Origin of the sequence: Crocosphaera sp. (assembly GCF_030064895.1) — a bacterium.
In the GTDB taxonomy this organism is placed as follows: Bacteria; Cyanobacteriota; Cyanobacteriia; order Cyanobacteriales; family Microcystaceae; genus Crocosphaera.
Genome location: NZ_JASJEB010000119.1, coordinates 1 through 25,270 on the forward strand (window position 1 = coordinate 1; position 25,270 = coordinate 25,270).

29 protein-coding genes are annotated in these 25,270 nt (G+C 34.7%); 14 read left to right on the forward strand and 15 right to left on the reverse strand.

Annotated features, from left to right (window positions below):
- Nucleotides 1-175 precede the first annotated feature (175 nt).
- Nucleotides 176-463 (forward strand): hypothetical protein, encoded by a 288-nt coding sequence (locus tag QNJ66_RS22310; RefSeq protein WP_300510845.1) that lies wholly within the window; start codon nt 176-178, stop codon nt 461-463.
- Between the two features lie 6 nt (nt 464-469).
- Here QNJ66_RS22310 and surE read toward each other — a convergent pair whose 3' ends face one another.
- From surE to QNJ66_RS22345, 7 genes are all read right to left on the reverse strand, one after another.
- Nucleotides 470-1,147: a 5'/3'-nucleotidase SurE gene (gene surE, locus QNJ66_RS22315; protein WP_300510846.1), complete on the reverse strand. Its 678-nt coding sequence runs from the start codon at nt 1,145-1,147 to the stop codon at nt 470-472.
- A 9-nt stretch (nt 1,148-1,156) separates the two neighbouring features.
- On the reverse strand, nt 1,157-2,554 hold the full coding sequence (locus QNJ66_RS22320; RefSeq protein ID WP_300510847.1) for a DUF2079 domain-containing protein: 1,398 nt from the start codon (nt 2,552-2,554) through the stop codon (nt 1,157-1,159).
- A gap of 34 nt (nt 2,555-2,588) precedes the next feature.
- Nucleotides 2,589-3,704, reverse strand: a complete 1,116-nt coding sequence (locus tag QNJ66_RS22325; protein ID WP_300510848.1) for a mechanosensitive ion channel family protein — start codon at nt 3,702-3,704, stop codon at nt 2,589-2,591.
- A 141-nt stretch (nt 3,705-3,845) separates the two neighbouring features.
- The gene (locus QNJ66_RS22330; protein ID WP_300510849.1) at nt 3,846-4,964 is read right to left on the reverse strand and encodes a hypothetical protein; all 1,119 of its coding nucleotides are present in this window, start codon (nt 4,962-4,964) and stop codon (nt 3,846-3,848) included.
- A gap of 22 nt (nt 4,965-4,986) precedes the next feature.
- Nucleotides 4,987-6,270, reverse strand: a complete 1,284-nt coding sequence (hisS, locus tag QNJ66_RS22335; protein WP_300510850.1) for a histidine--tRNA ligase — start codon at nt 6,268-6,270, stop codon at nt 4,987-4,989.
- A gap of 15 nt (nt 6,271-6,285) precedes the next feature.
- Nucleotides 6,286-6,489 carry a hypothetical protein gene (locus QNJ66_RS22340; RefSeq protein ID WP_300510851.1) on the reverse strand — a complete coding sequence of 68 codons (204 nt, stop codon included), beginning with the start codon at nt 6,487-6,489 and terminating at the stop codon, nt 6,286-6,288.
- A complete protein-coding gene (locus tag QNJ66_RS22345; RefSeq protein ID WP_300510852.1) occupies nt 6,476-6,742 on the reverse strand; it encodes a BrnT family toxin in 267 nt (88 codons plus the stop codon). Before QNJ66_RS22345 ends, QNJ66_RS22340 begins: the two co-directional genes overlap by 14 nt.
- Before the next feature lie 203 nt (nt 6,743-6,945).
- Between QNJ66_RS22345 and QNJ66_RS22350 the strand changes: the two genes are divergently transcribed.
- Nucleotides 6,946-7,152, forward strand: a complete 207-nt coding sequence (locus QNJ66_RS22350) for a CopG family transcriptional regulator (RefSeq protein ID WP_300510853.1) — start codon at nt 6,946-6,948, stop codon at nt 7,150-7,152.
- Nucleotides 7,153-7,183: 31 nt separating this feature from the next.
- On the opposite strand, the gene QNJ66_RS22355 is transcribed toward QNJ66_RS22350, so the two are convergent.
- On the reverse strand, nt 7,184-7,729 hold the full coding sequence (locus QNJ66_RS22355; RefSeq protein ID WP_300510854.1) for a PEP-CTERM sorting domain-containing protein: 546 nt from the start codon (nt 7,727-7,729) through the stop codon (nt 7,184-7,186).
- Nucleotides 7,730-8,398: 669 nt separating this feature from the next.
- On the opposite strand from QNJ66_RS22355, the gene QNJ66_RS22360 reads away from it, so the two are divergent.
- Nucleotides 8,399-9,094: an HAD family phosphatase gene (locus QNJ66_RS22360; RefSeq protein WP_300510855.1), complete on the forward strand. Its 696-nt coding sequence runs from the start codon at nt 8,399-8,401 to the stop codon at nt 9,092-9,094.
- A 36-nt stretch (nt 9,095-9,130) separates the two neighbouring features.
- Here the strand turns inward: QNJ66_RS22360 and QNJ66_RS22365 are convergent, their stop codons facing one another.
- Nucleotides 9,131-10,390 (reverse strand): pentapeptide repeat-containing protein, encoded by a 1,260-nt coding sequence (locus QNJ66_RS22365; protein ID WP_300510856.1) that lies wholly within the window; start codon nt 10,388-10,390, stop codon nt 9,131-9,133.
- A 72-nt stretch (nt 10,391-10,462) separates the two neighbouring features.
- Complete coding sequence (locus QNJ66_RS22370) at nt 10,463-10,627, reverse strand: hypothetical protein (protein ID WP_300510857.1); 165 nt, start codon at nt 10,625-10,627, stop codon at nt 10,463-10,465.
- 414 nt (nt 10,628-11,041) lie between these two features.
- On the opposite strand from QNJ66_RS22370, the gene QNJ66_RS22375 reads away from it, so the two are divergent.
- From QNJ66_RS22375 to QNJ66_RS22385, 3 genes are all read left to right on the forward strand, one after another.
- Nucleotides 11,042-11,194 (forward strand): chlorophyll a/b-binding protein, encoded by a 153-nt coding sequence (locus QNJ66_RS22375; RefSeq protein ID WP_007308517.1) that lies wholly within the window; start codon nt 11,042-11,044, stop codon nt 11,192-11,194.
- A 419-nt stretch (nt 11,195-11,613) separates the two neighbouring features.
- Nucleotides 11,614-12,267, forward strand: coding sequence for a phosphatase PAP2 family protein (locus tag QNJ66_RS22380; protein WP_300510858.1), 654 nt, complete (start codon nt 11,614-11,616; stop codon nt 12,265-12,267).
- Nucleotides 12,268-12,274: 7 nt separating this feature from the next.
- Complete coding sequence (locus tag QNJ66_RS22385) at nt 12,275-14,119, forward strand: glycosyltransferase family 39 protein (protein ID WP_300510859.1); 1,845 nt, start codon at nt 12,275-12,277, stop codon at nt 14,117-14,119.
- Between the two features lie 215 nt (nt 14,120-14,334).
- Here the strand turns inward: QNJ66_RS22385 and QNJ66_RS22390 are convergent, their stop codons facing one another.
- From QNJ66_RS22390 to QNJ66_RS22400, 3 genes are all read right to left on the reverse strand, one after another.
- Nucleotides 14,335-14,820, reverse strand: coding sequence for an orange carotenoid protein N-terminal domain-containing protein (locus QNJ66_RS22390; RefSeq protein ID WP_300510860.1), 486 nt, complete (start codon nt 14,818-14,820; stop codon nt 14,335-14,337).
- Nucleotides 14,821-15,179: 359 nt separating this feature from the next.
- Entirely contained in the window at nt 15,180-16,805 is a 1,626-nt protein-coding gene (locus QNJ66_RS22395; RefSeq protein ID WP_300510861.1) for a CocE/NonD family hydrolase, read from the reverse strand.
- A 28-nt stretch (nt 16,806-16,833) separates the two neighbouring features.
- On the reverse strand, nt 16,834-17,307 hold the full coding sequence (locus tag QNJ66_RS22400) for a YbjN domain-containing protein (RefSeq protein WP_300510862.1): 474 nt from the start codon (nt 17,305-17,307) through the stop codon (nt 16,834-16,836).
- A gap of 144 nt (nt 17,308-17,451) precedes the next feature.
- On the opposite strand from QNJ66_RS22400, the gene QNJ66_RS22405 reads away from it, so the two are divergent.
- From QNJ66_RS22405 to QNJ66_RS22420, 4 genes are all read left to right on the forward strand, one after another.
- A complete protein-coding gene (locus tag QNJ66_RS22405) occupies nt 17,452-18,090 on the forward strand; it encodes a TetR/AcrR family transcriptional regulator (protein ID WP_300510863.1) in 639 nt (212 codons plus the stop codon).
- Nucleotides 18,091-18,252: 162 nt separating this feature from the next.
- Entirely contained in the window at nt 18,253-18,957 is a 705-nt protein-coding gene (locus QNJ66_RS22410; RefSeq protein ID WP_300510864.1) for a phosphate ABC transporter permease, read from the forward strand.
- A 92-nt stretch (nt 18,958-19,049) separates the two neighbouring features.
- Complete coding sequence (locus tag QNJ66_RS22415) at nt 19,050-20,561, forward strand: MBOAT family O-acyltransferase (RefSeq protein WP_300510865.1); 1,512 nt, start codon at nt 19,050-19,052, stop codon at nt 20,559-20,561.
- A 14-nt stretch (nt 20,562-20,575) separates the two neighbouring features.
- Nucleotides 20,576-21,787 (forward strand): hypothetical protein, encoded by a 1,212-nt coding sequence (locus tag QNJ66_RS22420; RefSeq protein ID WP_300510866.1) that lies wholly within the window; start codon nt 20,576-20,578, stop codon nt 21,785-21,787.
- An 85-nt stretch (nt 21,788-21,872) separates the two neighbouring features.
- Here QNJ66_RS22420 and QNJ66_RS22425 read toward each other — a convergent pair whose 3' ends face one another.
- A complete protein-coding gene (locus QNJ66_RS22425; RefSeq protein WP_300510867.1) occupies nt 21,873-22,040 on the reverse strand; it encodes a hypothetical protein in 168 nt (55 codons plus the stop codon).
- Nucleotides 22,041-22,301: 261 nt separating this feature from the next.
- Here QNJ66_RS22425 and QNJ66_RS22430 point away from each other — a divergent pair, with 261 nt between their 5' ends.
- The 4 genes from QNJ66_RS22430 to QNJ66_RS22445 all read left to right on the forward strand — a co-directional run bounded on the left by QNJ66_RS22430 (nt 22,302) and on the right by QNJ66_RS22445 (nt 24,847).
- Entirely contained in the window at nt 22,302-23,648 is a 1,347-nt protein-coding gene (locus QNJ66_RS22430) for an AAA-like domain-containing protein (RefSeq protein ID WP_300510868.1), read from the forward strand.
- Between the two features lie 35 nt (nt 23,649-23,683).
- A complete protein-coding gene (locus QNJ66_RS22435; protein ID WP_300510869.1) occupies nt 23,684-24,241 on the forward strand; it encodes a Uma2 family endonuclease in 558 nt (185 codons plus the stop codon).
- A 154-nt stretch (nt 24,242-24,395) separates the two neighbouring features.
- The gene (locus tag QNJ66_RS22440) at nt 24,396-24,584 is read left to right on the forward strand and encodes a hypothetical protein (protein ID WP_300510870.1); all 189 of its coding nucleotides are present in this window, start codon (nt 24,396-24,398) and stop codon (nt 24,582-24,584) included.
- Nucleotides 24,581-24,847: a type II toxin-antitoxin system RelE/ParE family toxin gene (locus tag QNJ66_RS22445; RefSeq protein WP_300510871.1), complete on the forward strand. Its 267-nt coding sequence runs from the start codon at nt 24,581-24,583 to the stop codon at nt 24,845-24,847. Before QNJ66_RS22440 ends, QNJ66_RS22445 begins: the two co-directional genes overlap by 4 nt.
- A gap of 79 nt (nt 24,848-24,926) precedes the next feature.
- On the opposite strand, the gene QNJ66_RS22450 is transcribed toward QNJ66_RS22445, so the two are convergent.
- Nucleotides 24,927-25,103, reverse strand: coding sequence for a PEP-CTERM sorting domain-containing protein (locus QNJ66_RS22450; protein ID WP_300510872.1), 177 nt, complete (start codon nt 25,101-25,103; stop codon nt 24,927-24,929).
- Nucleotides 25,104-25,270 lie beyond the last annotated feature (167 nt).

A 25,270-nucleotide genomic window follows, 5' to 3' on the forward strand; every position in this document is an offset into this window, starting at 1 on the left:
CTCTTTTTTAGTCCATCAAGCGCGATTGCATCAATGACTTTCTGGCGGAGATCATAACTGTAAGGTTTAGCCATAGAGGAGAAAAGTTTAAGGGTCTTTCTCTATTCTATGTCCTAATCGCCCTGGCGATTGCTATAAGAGAATGGTAAAATATTCAAAAAACTAGAGAAAAACGATGACAAGTAAATTAATTGATTTTCAAATTCCCATAGATTTATATCAAAAAATACAGCAATTAGCTACAGAGGAACAAAGCGATCCTGTGAGTTTAATTGAACAGCTTATTAGTAACACCTATCAACGTAAATCATGGTTAAATGATCTAGCAATGCTTCGTCAACAAATTAAAAAGGATGGAGGATTAGAATTAGGTAATACTAAAGAAGAGATGATCAATAATTTACATAAAACTCGTCAAGAAATTTTTGAAGCTGATTATCCATTATCCATTTTCCATTATTGAACTTGCTTATAATTTAATCAAAGTAACAGCAATATTTCCTGAGAAACAAACGTCTATATCTGTTCCTTTTGAATGTTCCCTTTTAGCGTATTCTCCGTGATAATAAAATAAGTCTCCTTCCACTCGATAATTAACTGGTAAAGGATGGGTACTACCTTCACAAAAAATAATTTTAGGTTCTGGTGAATCGGTTTCTAAATGAGGTAAATTAACGTTCCAGAAACTCCCCGTTTCTAAAGTTTTATCCCAAAGAAAGTCTAAAACTTTTTCTGTCCATTTGCTGGCTAATTCCCAATTAATTTTTGAAGGACGTTTAATCCAATGAGAAATTGCAATACCTGGAATACCGTGCATTGCTGCTTCTCTAACTGCGGCTACAGTTCCAGAAATATAGACATCAACTCCTAAATTTCCCCCTGCATTAATTCCAGAAAGAACCCATTTTGTCTCTTTATTAATATGTTTTACAGCAATTCTAGTGCAGTCTGCTGGTGTACCATCTACTGCGTATTCTGTCAAGGAACGCTTATCTAAATGGATAGGTTTATGGGTGGTGACACGGTGTCCACAACCAGAATGGGGTTCTTTTGGGGCAACAATAATGCCCTCTCCTCCTAATGCTTTTGATAAGGCACGAATTCCGGGGGCATCAATACCATCATCATTAGTTAAAATAATTGTCATAATAGTATTTTACTGTTTAGTTTTTTGAGTGAATAAATAAATATCATCTTTTGTATAGGTTAAATTAAAATTAGTATTTTGTCTAACCTTTTCTTTGATAGTTTCGATTAATTCTGGAGAACTTTCTCGGCCTGGATGTCTTTGATTTAATAAGATATAATCGAATTGGTCAAAATCCCAAGATTCTGCTCCATTTTCGGCTAATTTAATTATAGCACGTTGACTTAAATGGGGTGCTATATAATTGGAGGTTAAGACATTTCCTTGAGTAGAAATTTTACTAATTGCTTCATTTGTCGCTTTCCAAGTATCTATAGACTGTAAATAACGAGAGGTAAAATAACCATATTTAGCTAATGCTAAAAAACAAATTAATGACCAAGTTATTATATATTTAGGCTTACTAATTAAGCTTTTATTTGCCGCTAAAGTTGCGATAACTGATAATAATAAAAAGGGTAAAATAGGAATAGAATATTGATGAAGTAAATCTTTTTGTGCTTGATAATCAGTTAATAAATTTAGAGTCAAGGTAGGAATTGCAGGGATTAAAGGGGCTAAATAACGGGGGGATAAAACCCAAATAACAGGAATAAATACAAGGATAATATATCCTAAATTAGCTAAAGTAAAAAGACGACTCAAAATAATATTAGGCTGTAAAAATAAATTGGTTATAATTTCTGTTACTGAGTCCCCTAAAAAAGAATAACGTCCCACCGCAGCTACTCCAGACTCACTAAATTGAGGAATAATGAATTGTGTGGTAATAATAAACCAAAATACTCCTAAAACTAAAGCAAAAAATCCGTACTTTTTCCTCTTTTCAAACAATAATAACCAGATACCCATTGCTGCAACGGTTAAGGATAATACTGCCTTACAACTTAGGATTAAAATAGTAGCAATAATAAATTGTATAAAATGTTTTAGTCTTGCTGCTAAAACCGCCCAAAATATTGCTGGTAGAGCAATTACTTCTGCATGAAAATCAAATAAATTAATATTAAAAATTAAAGGATACAATAAATAAACGGCGACTATAGTTAAAGCCAAATTATCTTTTATATTTGCTTGTTTAGCTAGTAAATATAATGGTAAACTAGCAATAGATAAAGCGATCGCCTGAACTAAAAATAACCAATAAACAGAGGGATAAATTTTATAAAGTAAAGCTAAAGGATAAAAAATAAATGCTGCATGATCTCCTAAAACATGACTTTTAAAAAAAGAAGAAATAGGGTATTTGCCTTGACTAATTAGATAAACGACTTGATCAAAAAGTGCTAAATCCCAACCTGTTGATTGAAATAGAATATGTCTTAAACTGCTACAAATAAAAAGAATAATAATACTAATTGTTATTAGTATTATTATTGAACTTGATTTTAAAGGAGATAATTTCATTGAGTTTTTTTATAAATTTATGACCAAATACTATTCAATTACTATAAGAATCATCTGTTTTTTGGGGAGGATAATAAGCTGATTTTATTGGAAAAGGAATTTCAATACCTTCTGTTTGATATCGTTTATATAGCTCTTTGAGAAACTGATGTTTGATTTGTAAATGTTCAAAAAATTCCTTTTCATTCATTGTCAAATAAATAGTCATATTAATACTAAAATAATCAAACTTATTGTAAAGGATAAACGGTTCTTTTCTCTCTATTTCTGTTTCTTGAGACTCTTCTGTAGATTCATCTTCTACTTCTAGAATTCTCTGTTCAAAAAGGTTATTTGCTACTTCCAAAGTTATTCTTTCAACAGTTTCTAGATCACTACTATAAGCTATATCTAAAGTAATAGGAAATACGATCATTTTATCTGGTAAACTAAAGTTTTTGAAACTTCCTGAAAGAATTTTAGAGTTAGGAATAACTAATAAATTATCGGTTATTTCTTGTAACACAGTATATTTTAATTCTACATCAACAACATAACCACTTTCTCCACTTGCTAAACGAATATAGTCCCCAGGTTTTACTTTTCCTGACATAACAATACTGACCCCAGATATCAAGTTTGTTAAGGGAGTTTGCAACGCTAAACCAAGAGAAACACCACCCACCCCCAGTGCAGTTAATAAAGGAGTTATTTGAATACCAATGGATTGTAATATGATTAAAACACCAAGACTATAAATAACAACTTTGGTGAGTAATTCAAATAAAGAAGTTAAGGGAGAAATTCCTTGTTCATTAGTTGTATAAGCTTTTAGTAAACCTACTAATAAACGAGAAACAATTAGGGTTGCTGAAGCGATAAATGTAGCAATAAGAAACTTATTAATAATAAGTTGAATAGCTTGAGGAATAGGATAAATATTTGTCGCAACTGCTATCCCTCCCAAAGAAAACCAAAGTACACTAAATCCTTGAATAGAATCAATGATAATTGTGTCGTATTTCCAGTCAGTTTTCGCAGCAAGTTTCTTGATATTTTTGACAACTCGTTTCTCAAAGATAATTCCTAGAATAAAACCGCAAACAATGGCCAGTAAAGGACTGACCATTTTAATAACATCTTGTATAGTAATATCAAAGGAGAAGTTCATAATTTTAAATTCTCTAACTTTCTGAAGATTATAAGACTGAATTTATAATTTATCAAGGTAATTATTATGTATTATATTACTATGTATTGTGGTTAATAGTTTAAAGAGGTTATTCGTACCTCAGAATGATATTATTCATTGTTAGCGAATATTTGGTAATTTTAATTTTTTACGTTCCTCCGTTACACAATTATTTTCTAATTTAGGTGGTAAAACTTGCCGATGTTTACTGAAATGTAAGGGAAATAATCGATAATATGGGTTGGGATTGGGTAATTGTAAATTAGAGTGTTTACTGTTTATTTTTTCTGCTAATTCTAAATCAAAAGTATAACTATCTTTGGTTTCAGTATCCATTAGTTCGATAGTACAATTAACGGGATGATAATAATTTGTTCTAATGGTAAAAGAAGCATGGGTTAAGGGATATCCTTTTTCGGTTTCTAGCATTAATTCTCCAACAATAAAATCTTGTTCAATATCATCAGGAATAACTAAAGTATGGTCAAATAAATAGGGCAATTTTTCCTCTGACAATGGGTAATCAACCCTTAGTAGAGTTTCTTCGCTTTCAGGATCAATTAATTCATAACGTAATTTAGCACTTAAGGAAATTTCTCCGTGAGTATTAGCTATTTCTATTCTTCCAGATAAATTGATTCTTTCCCCTGCATTAATAATAAAATCATCTGCTTCTAAACTAATCTTAGGTAAAGACTTTGTCTTTAAAGAATTACAATTTATGTTCTTCTCCTTTTCTGAATGTTTATTATTTAATTTAATTTCACTTTTTTCTTTTAATATTTTTTCTATTTGGTCTAAATATTCTTGTATTTTATTGGTAAACCCCGTCATTAAAGACGGTGTCTTATATTTAGTCAGTTGCTCTTTTGATGGATTAGAAGGTTCAAGCAATGAATTTTGTGCAGTAATAGGTAATATATTTAGGGAAATACTTTCTCTCCAACCTCCTCCTAACAACTCCGAAAAAACATCTCCACAACAACTAATATTCCAAGAAGTTCCGGCGGTTAATTCTGTAAAAGGCATAATCATCACTAACCCCTGGGAATTAATACGACGTTGATGATATTGTGTCTCTTTATCTGGGGTACTAATACGAACATCAACTAAACGATTAAAACGGTTTGATTTCACTAAAATGCGGTATTTTCCAGGTTCTAATTTTAAGTTAGAAGAAGTAGCAGGATACCACTTAATATCATCATATTTTTGCAGCAAAAATTCCCAGGATGCCATGATTTTTAGGGTGCGGAGTAGCTTACTGCCTTTTATGTCTGTTCAGTTGTTCTTTAAGTTCCCCAACTTGACTAAATAATTCGCTTTGTGTCATTGTTTGTTGTTCTTTACTTTGCAACCATTTCAGTTGTAATGTCTTGTTTTCTGCTTCTTCTTCTCCCAACACAAGACAAGCGATCGCACCACTGCGATCAGCACGTTTGAACTGTTTACCAAAGGCACTGCCACTCATATCTAATTCAACGGTTAAGCCCTCTGCACGCAATTTTTGGGTCAAAAGTAACCCTTGTGCTTCTGCTGCTTCTCCTCGGGAAACTACGTAGAGATCCGGGGATGTTTGGGGAGAGGGTTGTAATTTTTTCAGCAGGATAATTAACCTTTCCATACCAATGGCCCAACCCACGGCCGAGGTTGGGTTTCCTCCTAACTCTTCTACTAACCCGTCATACCGTCCCCCACCACATACGGTTGCTTGAGCCCCTAAATCATCGGAGATAATTTCAAACGCAGTATGGGTATAGTAATCTAACCCTCTGACTAAACAAGGGTTAATGTTGTATTCAATGCCAAGATCAGTTAATAGTTGTTGCACTTGGTCAAAATGTTTTTTGGAAGCATCTCCCAAATATTCCAAGATACTAGGAGCATTTTCATTAATTTCTTTGGTGCGTTTGGCTTTACTATCAAGAATGCGTAGGGGGTTTCTTTCTAAACGATCTTGGGAGTCGGGATCTAATTCTTCTTTATAGGGGAGAAAATAGTTAACCAATGCTTCTCTATAGTTTTGTCTATCATTGCGATCGCCCACAGAATTAATATCTAATTTTAAACTCTGTAATCCCAACGTTGTCAAAATATCCGTAGCCAAGGCAATAACTTCTACATCTGCTCGAGGATCACCAGTACCGATTAATTCTAAACCTATTTGATGGAACTGTCTTTGACGGCCAGCTTGGGGTCTTTCATAACGAAACATCGGGCCACAATACCAAAGACGTTGCACTCCACCGGCAGCATATAAGTTGTTTTGTAAATAAGCACGGACAACTCCTGCTGTACCTTCCGGACGTAAAGTTAAAGAGCGATCGCCTCTATCGCTGAAAGTATACATTTCTTTCCCCACCACATCCGTTGCTTCTCCTATTCCTCTCTCAAATAAGGAGGTTTGCTCAAAAATAGGGGGACGTATTTCATAGTACATGGCACGACTCAGTATTTGTGTCGCAACAGTTTCTACATATTGCCAGTATCCTATCTCTTCTGGCAGAATATCTCTCGTTCCTGGTAGTGTTTGTATAGTACCCATTGGGGTCAGTTTTGCCTAAAAATTTCCTACGCTAGATGATAACTTGTTTTGAGTAACATCAGCATTGACAATCTGAGCATTTTCCCAGAAGTCGTCATCTAATTCAGGAATATCTGAGTAGTCTATATCTTCATCAGAAAGTGCTTCTAAACGGGATAATTGTTCTTCACTCAGTTCAGCTTTTTTGTGAGGATCTGGTGTGTAGTTAACGGTTGTCATAACGTTTTACCTCTCTACTGTTAGCTTTTCTTGCTGAAATCAAACGAATTACTGAACCTCTGATGGTGTAAGCTACAACATAAACTCGCTGTTCTATTTTTCCTAAAGTAATATATCGCACCTCACCATAGTTGAACCGTTTATCAATGACTGTTAATCTATTTTCGTCATCAAAAACCCTTGTGGCAAAGGGGAAAGAAACTGAATGTTTGGTTTCGTTAGTCTCTGCCTTCGAGTCATCCCACTCGAACATCTCTTTTTGTTAGTACAGTGTTGATCTCCATTTCATTCTATCATTGTCATTCCGAGGTACTCCGAATCTCTTGAACCTCAAACACCACACTAGATCATATAGTTTTGCTATGACGGATAACGTTACACGTCAAGGCGATCGCTAAACATAAATGAACAATGGTTATTATTCTAGATGTATGTTTAATCAGCTTGGGAAATAAGATGCCTAAAGATAATCCTGATCAATATATCAAAAATCCTCTAACAAAAAATAACAAGGAAGTTTTGAAAGAACAGTTAATTATATCTTTATCCGAAGACGCTCAAGATCCTGAATACAAACAAGAAATACAAGAATGGGATGGAGTTGTAGGAGATGGCATAAACGAAGAAGAATTTATTAATCTGCCCAAAAATAGGGATAACTGATAAATTATCCCTACAGAGAAAAACCACAGAATTAAGCTTTTTTCTTCAACTTACTAGCAACTCCAAGAATTCCTACACCAGCTAAAGCAATCATAGAAGTGGGTTCAGGAACAGAAGCAGAAGTATAGGTTAAAGTTGAACTATCTAGATTAGAGACACCAGTAAAGTTGGCGAAGCTACCCGCCAGATTTGATTCAGATCCAGTTCCAAAACTCAAATCATTCAGTGATAAATTAGTACCTGGGGCAAATATTGCTACAAAAGAGCTTAGAACTGAGTCGATTACACCATTAGCTACAGTAAATGTATTAGTTAAAGGAGCATCACCGCCTAGAGCATCAATGGGTAAAGTATATCCCAACGCAGCCGGCGCAGAGGTAATAGTTACACCAGTAGCAGCAAACGTACCATCTCCATCAGGTAATTCGATCTCCCCTTCCACTGTACCGGCAACCGGACCATCTTCATTATTGAAAGAGAAGGTGAAAGTAGCAGCATTGGCTACATCAAACGCCCCCATAACGGTGACAACCATAGATGCAGCTAGGGAGGATGTCACAGGCTTCAGATTTATCATCGATACTCCTCAAGACAAAGTTAAAATTCCAGACAATTTTTGAGCGAATTAAGCCTTAAATTGACTTTAAATCCTCATAAATTTGATTTTTAAAATTAAATAAGAGTAAAAACTCTTGAATTATCTCCCCCTCTCTATTTGTCAAGTTTTTATAGTTATCTTAATACAAATTTTATATTTGTCCTATTAGGGATCTCGAAGAAAACAGGGAAACGTCGCGCACTATTTCCCCATAGATAAGCAAAGCTTTTATATTGTTAAAGTTTGCTTTGAAAATTCCTAATTTACATTCTGTTACTCGTAACAAAACTTAATATTTTATTGAGAATAATTATTATTTGTAAACGAGTTCATGGGATTTTTGCGCTATACTCTAATTTTCATACTGGAGTTATTGTATTCAATTTTCGCTCAAAACAGCCTCTAACCCTGATTACGTTGTCAAAAAACTATTTTCATACTTCCGAGACACCCCCAAAATTAGTTTAAAAACGCCCCAAAATAAGAGACTTTTTCTATATTTTTGTAACGGCTAAAAAAATAAATTTGACAAAATCAACTAAATATGAAGATTGCCGATAATAGAGAAATGTCCATCTCAGGTTACAATTAAGGTGAATCTTTGAACATATTTGTGTTCAGACTTAATTGATGGGTCAAGGAAAAGAGATGTTAAAAGCAGTCATTTTTGATTTTAATGGGGTGATTATTAATGATGAGCAAATTCATCAAGAATTAATCAACGAAATTTTACTAAGAGAAAATTTACGTCCCGAACCCTCAGAATATCAAGAATTATGTTTAGGGAGAAGCGATCGTGCTTGTTTATCAGATATCTTATCTCGTCGTGGTAGAGTCGCATCTGATGATTATTTAGATAATTTAATTAAAGCCAAAACTCTTGCCTATCGACAACGGATTGAATCTTTAGAAACACTACCAACTTATCCCCAAGTAAAAGATTTTTTAAACAATTTAAAAGAGCAGAATTTCAGAATTGGATTAGTAACCGGAGCCTTACTTTCTGAGGTTAAATTCATTTTAGAAAAAGCAGACATATTGAGCAATTTTGAAGTTATTGTCGGTGGAGATGAAATCAAGAAAAGTAAACCGGAACCCGACGGTTATTTATTAGCAGTTGAACGCTTTAATCAATTAGATAATAGCCTACAATTGACTCCCGAAGATTGTTTAGTTATTGAAGATACACCGGCAGGGATTGAAGCAGCAAAACGAGCTAAAATGCAGGTAGTAGGTATTGCTAATACCTACCCTTATCACTTTATGCAAAGACTTTCTAATTGGGCGATCGATTATTTTTCAGATTTAGAACTAGAAAGAGTTGAAAAAGTTTTAACATCATAATATATCCTAACTTTTAATTTTTTTTAAGAGTTGCCTTCACCTATTTAACTTGTTTGGAATTTCTTGACAACCTCCTGTAATAGTCTGACGGCTTTTTTCTCCACACCAGGCGCATAAATAATAGTGTTGTTGGGGGGTCAAATTTTTCACTTCGGCTAAATTACAATTTTCAACAACTACACCCGTATACGCACCGGTAGTGTAATCAGGGGGATGATTTCTTGAGCGGGGACTGGCGGTTTCTGCTGAACCGTAAAACAAACGAGTGCTTTTGAGATCAGCTCCTTCAAGGTTAGCATCGTAGAGGACGGTACGAGATAGATTAGCTTTAACCAAATCACAACCGCTTAAGTTAGCCCGAACAAGATTAGCTTCACTTAAATCAGTCCAACGTAAATCTTGATTCGATAAATTTGCGCCTGCTAACATCACTCCTAAATTAATAACTCGAACCCCATAGGCTCGATCTTCAGCATAACCGCCAATGCCGTCTAACATAGGTCTTCCCAGACGGCTATCTCGCATTAATGGGGTTAAAAGTCGTGATTGAGAGAGAAAACGTAAAATTTTGGCTTTTCCTATGCCATCAACACTACTGAGGATAGCTGCGGTTCTCCCTTCAGCGATGGAACGTTCTTGAGGCCAATCTTCTAACATTCCTTCTCCGTTTAAGACTAAATCGGAAACACCTTGAAAATAGGTATCAATGGTTTGTTGTTGGGTGATGCGGTTTTGCTGTACGGTTAAATCCTTGGAGATTACGTACTGGGCCCAGGCTACATAGACGGCTAAAATCGCGATCATAATCTGCCCTAAAGCCCCAACCCATTCGGCCCAAGAACCAAACTCATCGTATTTGAACTGATTAAGCCAGTTACGGATAATTTGATAAACGCCTAAATAGTAAAAAACCCCTGCCAAGGAGAGAGTAAAAACGCTAAATCCAATTAGGGTTTCCCTTTCTTCTGGGGTCAGATATTGGAGAACCCAATTTTGCACAGAGGGAAAAATGACCCTTAAAGATAAAATGAGAGCTACGATCGCAGAAGTTAGTCCGACCCAACGTAAGTTTAAAATTAAACCAATTGCCATCATGGCAATGGCGGTTAAGAGTAACCAGGGATTAGAGGACTTAACCTCCTGAAGATATAAGGGTTTTGGGGACTCTTGAGGAGAGTCTAAATTAACAGATGATAAAGAAGTGTTTAAGGAGTTAGGTTGCGGTGAGGAGTTAATCTCTTCTTTGTCCTTAGCTTCTGAGGATGAAACAGAAGAAGACTCAGGAGGGATCGTCATATAGTTTTAGTTATAGTATTATGGGCTTTCTTGATTTTAGCGTTGATTGAGGCTCAAGAAATAAGTTCTCTGCTAGTTGAGACGACCCACCACTTTTCCCCAGTCTTGCCAAATTTCACCAATAATTTGCAGTTGTTGAACAGTCAATGTTTTGGCTGCTTGTTCGGCTTTTTTTTGGCATACACCGGCTTTGACAAGTTGCTGTTGATAAGATTTTTGCAGTTGTTCACAAGTCATCGTTTTATCCTCTTGAGTTATTAATGATGATTATTAATCATCAGTTTAAAGGGTGATCTTAGCTTTGTGTATAAATTGATTAACCCTCAAACATTAACATACTTCACTCCTCAAGATTCTTTCTAACTGACCTCAGTTCCCCATAAACCTGAGTTCGGAGTTCGGAGTTCGGAGTTCGGAGTTCGGAGTTCGGAGTTGGAGTGTTTTCCATGAGATAATTAGGGTTTAAGAATCTTAATTTTGACAGGTTGTCTATAAATTTTCTTATATCGAACTCAGGTCTGACGTTTTGAACAATTGACAGTTCTCAAGCTATCCATGATCTTTAGTAGGATTAATATTCTCCAAGAGTTGTCAAATTATTGATCTGTATTTACAATGCTTTAGAGACAGTGCTATATTCTAATATTTCTAATGAAAAGCAACAACCAAAACGAAGGAAAATTTGGCTTTACAGGGTATGCTGAAAACTGGAATGGCCGCTTGGCAATGATTGGCTTTGTCTCGGCTTTAATCGTAGAATTAGTAACGGGTCAAGGGGTATTGCACTTTTGGGGCATACTCTAAGCGAAATAGTGACAAAATTGCTCAATCTCATGGTTTCTGCTGGATTTTTGTTAAAGTCCAGTTTTTTTAGTTCAATATTATTTTTTCTAGGGTCTGTATGCAAACTATTAGAATATTAAAAATAAACTAATTTCCACCTCTGTTTCCTATATTTACTCTGCTTCCGTCAAGTAAGATTTCTGAACTTTGCAGACACTACCTAGTATTTTCTGTGGGAACTAATTTGATACATTATCCGTCTACATATTGGTTATTTTATTAGTTCATATTTAATATTAAATAGATTAATATTTTAGATAACTCAATGCTTATTATAAAAACAAGCATAAGCAGTCAAGGTTCAATAAACATCAAGCTATTTCCAAATCTTGATGTTATTATAAAATGACGATTAGTTATTGATTAAATCCCTTAACAGTATGAAGATAAAACTGAAACAATACACAGGAAATGGTCTGAATAGTACTGTCATTACCGTTATTACTATTTTACTTTTTTTTATTGCTTTAACCGTGGCTGTTGTTTCAGGAAGTCTTGATGCTTGGGACGCAACTTTTTTGGAGTGGGTTCGTCAAACCGAGCATCCTAGTTTAATGTTCTTAGCTAGGGTATCTTACTTTACAGGGGAGGCGGAGGTTGCTGTCTTTGTTGTCATTGCTGGATTGATTTTTTTATGCTGGAAACGTTACTGGCAAGAAGCACAAGTTTTGGCCATATCAGCTTTAGGAGTTTTAATATTAATTGATCAAATATTAAAGCCTTGGTTTGGTCGTATTCGCCCTGCACCTGGGTTAATTGATGTTCACGGGAAAAGTTATCCTAGTGGTCATGTTTCTGGCAATTTGATGTTATATTTATACCTTTCTTATTTAGTGGCTTTTCATTTTCCCAAATGGGGAACGTTTTTGTACATTATTTCTACTATTTTAGTTGCCCTAATGGGTTGGGCTAGTATCTACTTAAATATTCATTGGGTTACTGATTTAATCGGAGGTGTTTGTGTTGCTTATTTAGGATTCCTTTTTTGTGTTATTCTCTTGAAATCAATTAGTAAGAAATATCGTAATTTTTAAATATATAATGAATAAAATAACTATAGAAAATCAAAAAAATAAAATGGTCTCTGCCTGGAAAAAGGATACTAAGAACCTTTGGCTTTTTTCTGGTCTATGGCTATTTTTTATTAGTTTCATCGCCTTTTTTATTAATTTAGGAAGCATTGGTTTAATGGATAAAACAGAACCAATGTTTGTCGAAGCTGCCCGTCAAATGGTAATAAATGGTGACTGGGTAACACCTTATTGGAATGGAGAAACTCGTTTCGATAAACCTCCTTTGACTTATTGGTTAGTAGGGTTATCTTTTAAACTGTTTGGACTCAACGAATGGGGGGCAAGAATTCCCTCGGCTTTAGCTGCGATCGCTGTTGTAGTTTTAGGTTTTTATACCCTAAAGATATTCGGTTTTTCACGGGTAAATGAAACAAATAAAACTCCAACAAAGTTATGGTTTTCTGCTTGGATAGGAGCAGGAATTATCGCTTTAAATCCTTTCTGGATAGCTTGGGGAAGAACTGGAGTTTCTGATATGTTTCTCTCCAGTGGTATTGCCTTAGCTTGCTTATCTTTCTTCTTGGGTTATGGCTATTCTGAAACCAGTTCTAAGTCATATTATGGGCTACCAGTGGGGCAATGGTGGTACATTGCTTATTGGGTTTTTATGGCTTTAGGCGTGTTAGCTAAAGGACCAGTAGCCTTGGTTTTGCCTGGGTTAACTGTAATTGCTTTTCTGTTATATGTTGGACGGTTTATTGAAGTAGTAAAGGAAACACCTTGGTTATTAGGAATTAGTAGTTTTTTGTTAATCTCTGTTCCTTGGTTTATTCTAGTTACATTAGAACACGGTCAAGAATATATTAGTACGTTTTTTGGACTGCATAATGTCCAAAGGTTTACCAGCGTAGTTAGTCGTCATCCTGGAGCATGGTATTATTATCTTCCTGTGATTATGGTGGGGTTACTGCCCTGGTCAATCTATTTACCTTTAGCTATTGCTAAACTAAAAGTCTGGCAGCGACGAAAATGGATAGATTCACCTCGGAGAAATCATCTAGGAATTTTTTGTTTAGCTTGGTTTTTAGTGGTTCTTATTTTCTTTTCTGTTTCCGTGACGAAATTAGCAGGTTATGTGCTTCCTTTGATGCCGGCTGCTGCTATTATTGTTGCTTTATTTTGGAGTGAACAAGTTGAGATAAAATCAGAAAAAGAAGATTCATCAGGAATTTGGAATTTATTATTTTTGTTGACTGGTATTGCTAACGTTGGCATTTTAATTGGTTTAGGTGTGGCGAGTTTCTTTGCTTATCAATTAATTGGTGAAGATGCAATGATGCCCCAGTTTAAAGAACTTTTACAAGGTTCAAACTCAGCTATTAAGGGGGGAATTATTTGGTCATCTGCTGCATTTTCTTGTTTATTATTCCTCTTTTTCCGTAATTATCGTCGCTGGATATGGGTGGCTAACTTATTAGGGTTTTTGGCATTTTTCTCCTGGGTTGGCTTACCTGTTGCTCAAATTGTAGATAATCAAAGACAGTTACCTTTGAGGGAACTGTCTAGCATTGTTAAAACAGAAAGAGAACCAGAAGAAAGACTAGCTTTTTTGGGTTTTATGCGTCCAACTTTGGTTTTTTATACTCAACAAGTAGTTGATTCTGTTACAGAAGCGGATATCGATAATGGTCCAGCTTTAGACTATTTCCAACAACAAGATAGTTCTGATACTGTCTTAATTATTAGTGAACAAAAATATCTCAATAAGTTAGGTTTAGACAAGTCTGACTATAGCTTAATTCAACAAGAAGGAGTTTACAAATTAATTCGAGTTAGTAAACAGATAGTTGTAGAAAGATACAAAAATAAATAATGGATAATGAATAATTTTTATTTCCTTAGATTACTAATCTATCGGAGTACAAAAATAAGTTAGGACATTTTTCATATCCCTAGCTCTAAGTCTAAGGAACGAGAAATCTCCATGACTTCCTAAATCCTAAACATAATACTTTCTGGGGGTATTATTTAATACGAAAAAAGAGCAGATTGCCTGCTCTTTTGCTGTTAGGATATCGTAAAAATATACTAAGCTAAAGGGTCAATACCCATATCACAAACTGCATTACGTAAAACAGTAATCTGTTGGTTAAAATCTAAACGTTGAAGACTAGATAAAGTGGTGTTTGCTTTTTCACTTAAGTTATAGGAGGGGGGAACTGGAATAACAACCCCTGCTTCCATCAACTCTGCTAATTGATACCAGAAGGCTAATTTGGTATTATTAGTAAATACGCCATAAGCACGGGTAACAGGGGTACTAACTTTATTAGCTAGGTCTCGCATTGCCTGTAGTTGCTCGTCCTGGGACATATTCTTGAACTGATTAAGAAGTCCTTCGGCAAACTGTAAACGTGCTGCACCAGGGGCTGCTGGCGTGATGGAACGTCCAATTTCTGTATAAGCTACCCAAAGTAAACCTAGCTTATCATCGGTGCTAAGGCTTTGAAATTGCTCGGTAACAGAATTCACATCAAGAGCCTGAATGTTAAAATTGGGTGCTGTATATACCATGATTTCTGTTGGAATCTTTGTACACTGAATAATTTAGTCAAGAGTGAGGCTTGTTTGAATGCCTTGCTCTCTTCTTTTTCTATTATGTAACAATTTTTTAATTTTTGCAAATAAGTGTTACATATTCTTGACATAGGCTATTGTGTATAGTAAGTAAAATTATGCAAACTAGGGGGTGATGGGGAGACTAGGAGTGTGGGGAGTGTGGGGAGACGGGGTGATCGGCAGGATGAAGATATAATTAATTTTTTGGTTTTTATACCATTTTCATCAACTTAAACTACATAAGTTAATATTGTAGAGGTCAACGGCCGTTGACCCCTACACCGAATGTTTTACAAGACTTTAGGTAATTGATATTAATTAATAGGTAAGATAATTTTTGATATTTGTTCAGGGTTACTCCAAATTTTTATAGTAATAATTTTAGCGTCAATTAATTGTTCTTCGTTTGGTGTTTGTCCTGTTCCTGTATTCAAAGCATAAGCAGGAAAACAGGCACCACTTAAACTAAGTCTTAAACAGCTATCTTTTTTGATTTTGATGCAAGTGGGTTGTAAAGGAATGGTTATGGGGAATTTTTCCGAGTTAATTCTTATATAACCTTGACTAAAATTATAAACTTTTTCGTCGGGTTTTACTTCTGATAAAATTGCACAAATATCAAAGCTTTTTGTATCTGCTGTACAATAAATTTCTATAAAAGGTGTTCCAGTAATTGATAAATCTTCTGTTAATTTTTGAGAAGTATAAGTTATAATATCGAAACGAGTATCTAATTGAGAACGGTCAAAAGAACCTGATGGAATACTAGCATGACCGCCTAAAGATGGAACTGGCCGCCAGGGATCATGAATAATAATATCATTCATATTATCATCAGGAATTTTATCAATTAATTGACCGTCATCTTCTCTAACATTAGCTAAACCTTGACTAGAAAAATAGTAACTTTTAACCTCATTATTTTTCCAATTTTGAGGATATTTCCATTGATTACTTTCCATTTCAAATAAAGAGATAGGTTGAGAATATAAATGATCTATCTCTTTACCTTTGAGGAAGTGATCGAACCAATCAATTTGATATTTATCAATAAAACTAATAGCTGAATTGGTGTAGTTTTTGCTTCCTGTTTTTGAACCCCAAGGAAGATGACCCCAAGGACCAATAATTAGATTTTGAGGATATGTATTCTTGGTTTTCATGGCATTATATAGATTGATATTTCCCCGTAAATAAGGGTCAAACCATCCCCCAATATGTAGCATGGGTAAATCTAGTTTATCTATGAATGTTTTAGGAGATAATTGCGACCAATAATCATCAAAATAAGGATGATTAATCCAGTCATGATAAAAAGAGTCTGGAGCTAATTCTTTCATTAAATCTGGATAAGCAGAAATGGGATCAAATAATGGTAAATTTCGGGATGCTTGATAGAGTTTATGAAAAGTATTAATATCTCCTTTTAATCTAGCTGTTTCTGCTGCTAATTGTACCGCCCAACCTAAATTAGTTTGTAAACAAAATGCTCCATTTTCATATCCCCAATCATGATATAAATCATAAGCAACCATAGCAGGACATATAGTTTTTAATGCTTGTGGTTGAGTGGAAGCAGCAGATAATTGAGTCATTCCTTGATAAGAAAACCCATACATTCCTATATTTCCTGTACTTCTAGACAACTGAGAAGCCCAATTTATAGTATCAAAACTGTCATCTATTTCATTAGCAAATAACTTAAACTCTCCTTGAGAAGTTCCTCGTCCTCTAACATCTTGAATGATGACAATATAACCGTGAGAAGCATACCAAATAGGATGAGCATAAACCACAGTTGAGGCTATTTTTTTTCCATAAGGTTGCCTCATTAATAAAATAGGAAAAGACTCGTTGCTTTTGGGTCTATAAATATCAGCATCGAGTCTAATTCCATCTCGTGTGGTTAAAGATAAAGTTTCTTGTTTAATCTGATACATTTTTATGTTTTAAAAAGGTAATAAGTAACTAATTTGTAATAGGATTTCCACCGTAAGTTTCAATTAATCTTTCATCATTATCATCAGCAATAGTCGCCACTAAAGTAATAGCACGAGAAATTTCTGCTGGAGATAAATCCTCAACGGTACGCTGACTTAAGACAACAATTTGATTATTCATAATTCCGAAACGAGTTTCTAAAGTTTCCTCTCCATTCATCTCCAATAATTTGCGCATTAAACCCAGTTCATTTTGAGCAGGAAGAGTTAAGACTGGGGCCCAAACCGTTAATAAATCTTCTTCATTTTCTCCTGTTAGCTGAACGTAAGTTTCAACACTACCATATTGAAACTTCCAAATGTATCCTTGCCCATCATGATGCACCATCGCACTATCATTTTCTTGTAAACTATCGATCACCGTTTCTATAGCTTCTTGATGGGTGATTTCGGTGCTAGTAAAATTATCCGGTAAGGTGTATTCTGTGGTTGAGTTAGTCATAATTATCAAATAATGGTTAGTGATTTGATGGTATACTGTGCCATTATCTCTTGTTAAGGGAACTAAAAAACAACATTTTGTGAAGATATTTAAAAATTTAGCCCGTCTTAGGAGAAAATGGTCTGAGTCGTTATGCTTATGATTATGGTAAGGTCAGGTTTTCGTTCTACTTTTTTCCCCCAAACCCTTAAAACTTCCAATACAGAAGAAAATACACGATCTCGTATTCTCAAAGCAGCCTTGCGTCTATTTGCCGCTCAAGGCTATGATGGTACAACCACCAAAGATTTAGCCAAGAAAGCAAAGGTAGCAGAAGGAACCTTATTCCGTTATTTTCCTAATAAAAAAGCCATTCTAATCGAAGTTGCTACCCAAGGATGGATAGAAATTTTAACGGACTTATTAACAGAATTAAGCGAAATGGGAAACTATAAAGCAGTTGCTCAAGTAATGCGGCGAAGGATGTTAAGAATGCAGGAAAATAATGATTTATTAAAAGTCTGTTTTATCGAGGCACAATTTCATCAAGAATTACGAGAAAAAATACAGTCAGAAGTAATTATTAAAATGACAGATGTAGCAGAAGCTTTCTTTGAAACCGCCATGGAAAGAGGTATTTATCGTCGGACAAATCCTAAAATTGTTGCTCAAGTTTTCTTAGGAATGTTTGCCATTGCCGGATTTTCTTCCGAAACCATTATCACCCCAGAAGCTTCTCCCAAAGCTTTACAAGAAATGGCTGAAGGAATAGCGGATATATTTTTACATGGGGTTTTAGCCTGAAAAAAATACTGATATTGTTTAAGCTTTTTGAATATAAAAATTTGTTACTATAGCAATCAGGGATTATTGAGGGGATATCTTTTTTCTTATTTCCTGTTCCCTTCTACTCAAACTTAATTGTCACAACTGATAACTGATTGCTATATTTTTCCAAAAATTATCATGCTAGTCCCTTTAACCCGTAACGCTTTAGAAGAAATTATTCCCCCAATTGCTACAGGAAGTCAATATTCTTTTTATTGGGGTAAATGGCCAGATTTATTGCAACGTTTATTTATTTCTTTAATCGCTTTGGTGGCGACTTGGTTATTGGGAATATTAGCTGGTTCAGGGGTGGACAGAAGCATTAAACTGATTTTTGATATCATTGCCGGACTCTATTGGTTATGGGGTCCGGTATTGTGGGCCAGCGTTCGTAATGGCAAATACCGTCGTTATAGTTATTGTGGGTTTTGGCAAGGACAAGTTTTGGATGTGTTTATCACCGAAGAGTTAGTGGGAGAAGAACAAACGGTGAATAAATGGGGGGAGTTAGTGGTGATTGAAAACCGAGAACGACGGATTAATATAGAAGTGGGAGATGAAGAGGGGTTTACCGCAATCACACAAGCCCCTATAAACCGCCTTTATCGGGTTATTAAGCCTGGACAAATAGCAGAAATGTTAATTTTGTCAAAAACCCCTGAATTAAGCCGTATTGATAGGATTACGGATGTGTATTTTCCTCAACATAATTTATGGGTGGGAGAGTATCCTTATTTACGTCGTGATATCTTTCAAGAAGTTAGTCAAGAGTTAGGAGGACATTCCCGTTATCGTTCTTCAAAAAGAGGAAAAAACCCAATCGTTCGGCGACGGAGAAAGTAATCTCATTAAATTTAAGTTAAACTAATAACTGGGGAATTTTTGTGATAAGCTTGTGAGTTAATTAAGAGTAATTTTGAAATAAGTTTATCGAGATGTTATTTAATTCTACAATTTTTATTTTAGGGTTTTTACCTTTGACCTTATTCGGTTTTTGGGGGTTAAGTAAGTTTCGTTTAACTCAAGGGGCTACAATTTGGTTATTAGTTAGTTCCCTATTTTTCTATTCTTACTGGAATATTTTTGCCCCAGCAGGACAGGGACAAACCATTCACTACATTTTTTTGATTATTTTATCTGTGGTAATTAACTACAGTATCGGCACAGAAATTTCTAAGTGTGAACAATCTAGTAATCGTGCCAAATTTTTCTTGGTTCTAGGAACAATTTTAAATTTAAGCATTATTATTTATTATAAGTATGCCAACTTTTTTCTAGATTCTTTTAATGCTTTATTTTCCACCAATTATCAATTAGAAAACTTGATTCTTCCATTGGGAATCTCTTTTTATACTTTTACCCAAATTGCTTATTTAGTTGATGCTTATCGAGAAGACTTAAAAAAGGAAAATTATGATCTACCTACTTATGGTTTGTTTATTCTTTTCTTTCCCCAATTAATTGCAGGGCCTATTCTTCGTCACGATGAATTAATTCCCCAACTCCGTTCTTTAAAAAATAAAATTTTCTCTTCCAAAAATTTAGCATTAGGATTTATATTTTTTACCATTGGATTATCTAAAAAACTCATAATTGCTGATACTTTATCCCCTTGGGTAGCAACTATATTTAATAATACAAGTTCTTTAACATTTCTGGAAGCTTGGGTAGGGGCTATCAGTTATACTCTACAATTATATTTCGATTTTTCTGGTTATTCTGATATGGCCATCGGGTTAGGTTATATGTTTAATATTGTCCTGCCTATTAACTTTAATTCTCCTTACAAAGCCACATCAATTAGTGATTTTTGGCGACGTTGGCATATTACATTATCTAACTTTTTAAGAGACTATTTATATATTCCCTTGGGAGGAAGTCGTCGCGGTGAAATTCGACGATATGCTAACCTAATTATAACCATGTTATTAGGAGGTTTATGGCACGGTGCAGGCTGGACATTTGTTATTTGGGGAGGGTTACAAGGTTTGTATTTGTCAATTAATCATAGTTGGCGAAAATTGAATATTTCTCTTCCTCAATGGTTAGCTTGGACCATAACTTTTTTAGCTGTTATTTTCGGTTGGGTGATGTTTCGCGCTCAAAGTTTATCAGAGGCAATGGAAATGATTCAAGCTATGATAGGTATGAAAGGAATTGTTTTACCTGGAGAAGTTCGAGGTAAGTTAGGATTTTTAACTAATTTTGGCTTACAACTTAATCCTTGGGGTGATTTTAAATATTTACCTAGTTTTTATGATAGTAAATTATTGAGTTTTCTGGTTTTATTTGTCTTGATGATAGGAGCATTAAAATTACCTAATAGTCAAGAAATTGCTGAAAAAATAAACTTTAACTCTTTCTGGGCATTGCTATTAGGTTTGTTAGCTACCTACTGTTTATTGTCTTTAAATCGTGTTTCTGAATTTCTATATTTTCAATTTTAATAAAATACAAGATTATGCTTAACTTTAATTTGTCAATAAACTCTAAGAAAGAAAAATCCAAACCTAATAATACTGTGCAGAAATCTGGTTCTTTTAACTACTTATTTTTAGGCACAATCATTTTAAGTTTTTTTGGAATTAGTTTCGGTAATTTTTTGGTTGACCCTTATGATATTTTTCGCCATAATCAACCCTTTAGTTTAACGTTACATAAAACAGAAAAAAATAACTACGATCGCCTATACAAAACCATCGATGTCATTAATATTAAACCAGAAATAATTATCATTGGTTCCTCCAGAGTTAAACAAGGAATAGATACTAATCATCCAGGGTTGCCCAAAAATTTAACCACTTATAACTTAGGAATTGATGGGTCTAATACCTATGAAATTCTTCGCTATTTAGAACATACCTATACCAATCAACCTAACTTAAAAAAAGTCATTATAGGAGTAGACCATTATATGTTTAATGATTTTTATAAACTCCAAGATTCCTTTGTAGAAAAACGATTAAATAAAACCCATATAATAGGCACGGACTTACTCAATGCTCTTTTTTCTCAAGATGCGATTATTGCCAGTAAAAACACTATTAAAGACAATTTAACAGAAACAAACAATACTAAAGGGTTAACCTATGGACACGATGGTTTTTTACCCTATCCTTATCATAACCCCAAGGATGGTAACACCCCTTGGAGATTTAATACTATTATCAACCAATATTTTGACTTTCATCCTCGATATAAACTATCAGATGATCGTTTCAATGATTTACAAAAAATAGTTGAGTTTTGTCGTCAGCGTAATATTGAATTAATTGTCTTTATTTCTCCGGCCCACGCAACCCAATGGGAAACTTTACGAGTTACCGGTAGATGGGATAGCTATGAAGAATGGAAACGAAAAATGATCGCCATAACCCCCGTTTGGGATTTTTCTGGCTATAATTCCATCACAACTGAACCCATCAAACCAGTTATGAACAATTATGTTGATAATTCTCACTATACCCCCCAGATCGGTGCTTTTGTATTAAACCGCGTTTTATCCCACAATGTTGAGCAAGTTCCTGAAGATTTCGGTGTTTTAATGACTCCAGACAATATTGAGGAACATTTAGCTAAAATTCGTAGCGATCGAGAGAAATGGGCTAAAATGCGACCCGATGAGATAGAATTAGTGGAAACCTTAGAACGGAACTTTAAACCACAAAAATAAGCACTTCAAGGGAAAGTTCCAAAAAAAGCTAGGAATAATCCCAGCTTTATCTAAGGTTTAGGTGTGTTGTGGTGAGAGTTTATATTTAGCAATCATCCTTGTCGTCCCCAGGACAGTCTTGATTATAAGTAGTAGAACTATCGGCAAAAGGGTTAGACGTAGCGATGGCCACGGTTTCCACACCGAAAAACACTAGAAGGGAAATCGCTATGATGGTGGCTAGTTTACGTTTGAAACTTAATTTGTTGTTCATTGTTAGGTGATCTCCTTAACTCACACCGTATCAGAGGGTTTCTCTCAGTGGATTATTCCTCTCTACTATCATGATAGGGATCGTTTATGAGAATGTCAGTCCCATTTTTGATTAATTTTTCCTATGTCTTAGAGAAGCTAACATGGAATTAAGTAGAAAATAGTAGAATAATGAAACTATTCTGGCTTAGAAGTAGTTGTCTTAAGCCCGATCTCGTCAATAATTTGTTATCTTAATCGGTACTATCATCATGCGATCGCTATGAAACCAAAAAACTGGGATCTATTCCTCAAAGAAGTTGCCAACGAACAAAATTTAAAAGGGAGACTAAAAGACATTTTTTTAGTTCGGTTTGCCTATGAAAACTGGCGTACACCGGATACAAAAGTATGGGAACTGGCAGAAGCAGCAAGTCATGAAACCTATAAAAAACAAATGACAGACTTATATAGCTGTTTTTCTAGTGATAAACCTAATGGTTGTCCCGAATTACTTCCTGGCCACAAAGGACCAGGAAAATTTCAAATCTTACGAGAATGGTTAAAAGATATCAAATATCCTGAATGGAAACCAGAAAATTCTCTTGTTATTATTGAAACTCCTGACCCTGACGGTGATTATATTTTCCGTCCTCCCATTGAATCAGATTGTTATCAAACTATTCTTAAACCTGGGGCATTAATACGCATCAAAGCCCCAGAAAAAATGGGTAAAACTTCTCTTTTAAACTTAATTTTAGCCCATGCAGAAAATAATGATTGTCGTAAAGTTTACCTTAATCTGCGATCTGCTGAATCAGCAATGTTTAGCAGTTTAGATAAATTTTTACGTTGGTTTTGTGCTAATATTAGTCGAGAATTGGGCTTAAAACCTCAATTAGATGATTACTGGGACGAGGAATTATTTGGTAGTTTAGTCAGTTGTAAAACCTATTTTCAAAGTTATGTCTTAGAAAATATAGATCGCCCTTTGGTTTTGGGTTTAGATAATTTAGATCGGATTTTTGAATATGCGGATATTGCTAAAGATTTTTTGCCCATGTTACGCTATTGGCACGAAGAAGCAAATAATTTAGAAATTTGGCAAAACCTACGCTTAGTAATTGCTAATTCTACGGAAGTTTATATTAAATTAGATGCCAATCAATCACCCTTTAATGTGGGAAAACAAGTTAAATTACCAGGATTTAACCTAGAACAAGTTTTAAAGTTAGCTAAAGTTTATAAATTAGATTGGGCAAAAAATACAGAACAAGAACAATTTACTAAAGATTTGATTGAGATGTTAGGAGGACATCCTTATTTAGTTGATTTAGCTTTAAAAGCATTAGCTTCTCAGAAAATTTCTCAGAAAAAACTATTAGTAGAAGCACCAACCCAAGGTGGAATTTATAGTAGTCATTTACGCCGTCATTGGGATAATTTACAATCGTCTCCTGAACTAGCTGAAGGTATGAAAGAAGTAGTTGAAAGTAATAGCGGAGTACAATTAGAACCATCTGTTGCTTATAAATTAGAAAGTATGGGACTAATTAATTTAGTCGGAGATGAAGCTAAACCCAGTTGTCAATTATATCATCGTTATTTTGCTGATAATCTTTTAAAATAACAAACGGTATTTGCAAAAATTATAGGAGATTTATTATGATACAAATCACTTCAACTATTACAGATCAAGAATTAATAAAACTCAGTTCTCAAAACCCAGAATTGAGATTTGAACGCAATGCAGATGGAACTTTAGTTACTATGGCACCCACAGGAAAAATATCAAGCAATCGAGAAATCAAAGCAGGTGCTTATGTATTCACCTGGGTAGAAGAAAATGACTTAGGAGAGGTATTTAGTTCTAGTACAGGGTTTAAACTACCTAATGGTGCAGTTCGTTCTCCTGATGTTGCTTTTGTGGCTAAAGATCGCCTACCTTTAGGGTGGGATGAAGGAGAAGACGAATTTTTTAATTTAGCACCAGATTTTGTCATTGAAATTAGGTCAAAAACCGATAACTTAGATGTCTTAAAAAATAAGATGGAAGAGTATCGAGAAAATGGGGTTAAGTTAGGTTGGTTAATTGATCTTCATAACCGTCAAGCTTTAGTTTATCGTCAAGATGGTTCCATAACAACTTATCCTCCTGATGCAATTTTAAATGGAGAAAATGTTATTCCTGGGTTTACATTAGCGTTAAAAATTTTACTTTAGCTTCAATTAATAGACTGAGAACAATGGAAGCAATAAAAGCTAAATTTTCTAATTAATTATGATATGAACAAATTGAGAGGAGAATTTTAATTGAAAAATTTGCCTGGATTTTGTAATATATGTAAATGTTTAACTATATTTATAAAGTAAAAAAATGAAAGGAATTCAATTTGTTGTGGATGAACAAGGAGAAAAACAAGCGGTTCTAATTGACTTAAATGAATGGGGAGAACTTTGGGAAGATTTTTATGATCTCGCTGTTTCTCGTGCTAGAAAGGATGAATCAGAGATTTCTTGGCAAGATTTAAAAGCAGAAATGCAAGGGGAGAGCAAACAAGAGTGACAGAATATAGCATCACTTTTAAAAGTTCGGCAGTGAAGGAGTTTCGCCGTTTACCAACTGAAATTAAACAGCGTCTTGGTTTGGTTATAGATGAATTAAGTCAAAATCCTAGACCAATTGGTATAGTTAAGTTAAAGGGTAATGATAATTTATATCGAGTTAGAATGGGTGATTATCGAGTTGTTTATGAAATTGATGATTCTGCTAAATTAATCCGAATTACTAGGATTAGACATCGAAAAGATGTCTATCGTCAAAGATAATAGTAGTGGATTCTTTCAGACCTTAATCTAATTGCAGCAGGTGGGCAATGCCCACCCTACAAGTTAAAATAATTTAATATTAACCTTGTTTTTTGCGTTTAGAAGACACTAAACCAGCACCAACAGCAACTAAACCAAGAATAGTACCGGGTTCAGGAACTGATTCTGCTGGTTGTAAGGTTGCTTCCAAACTGGAATACAAATCTTCAAAAGATCCGTAACTATAAGCAAGTGAATGATTATTAGTGCCACTCAAAAGAGCATTACCACTACTGACTCCATCATCATCATAATTAGGGTTTGCTGAATAAAGGCTAAATCTTCATGATAAAAAGGTTACACCCATATTCGAGCAGGAAAAAAGATCAGCTTCATCGGCTAAAAACCGCGCTTGATTGGTAGACACACCTCACAGTTGCCACG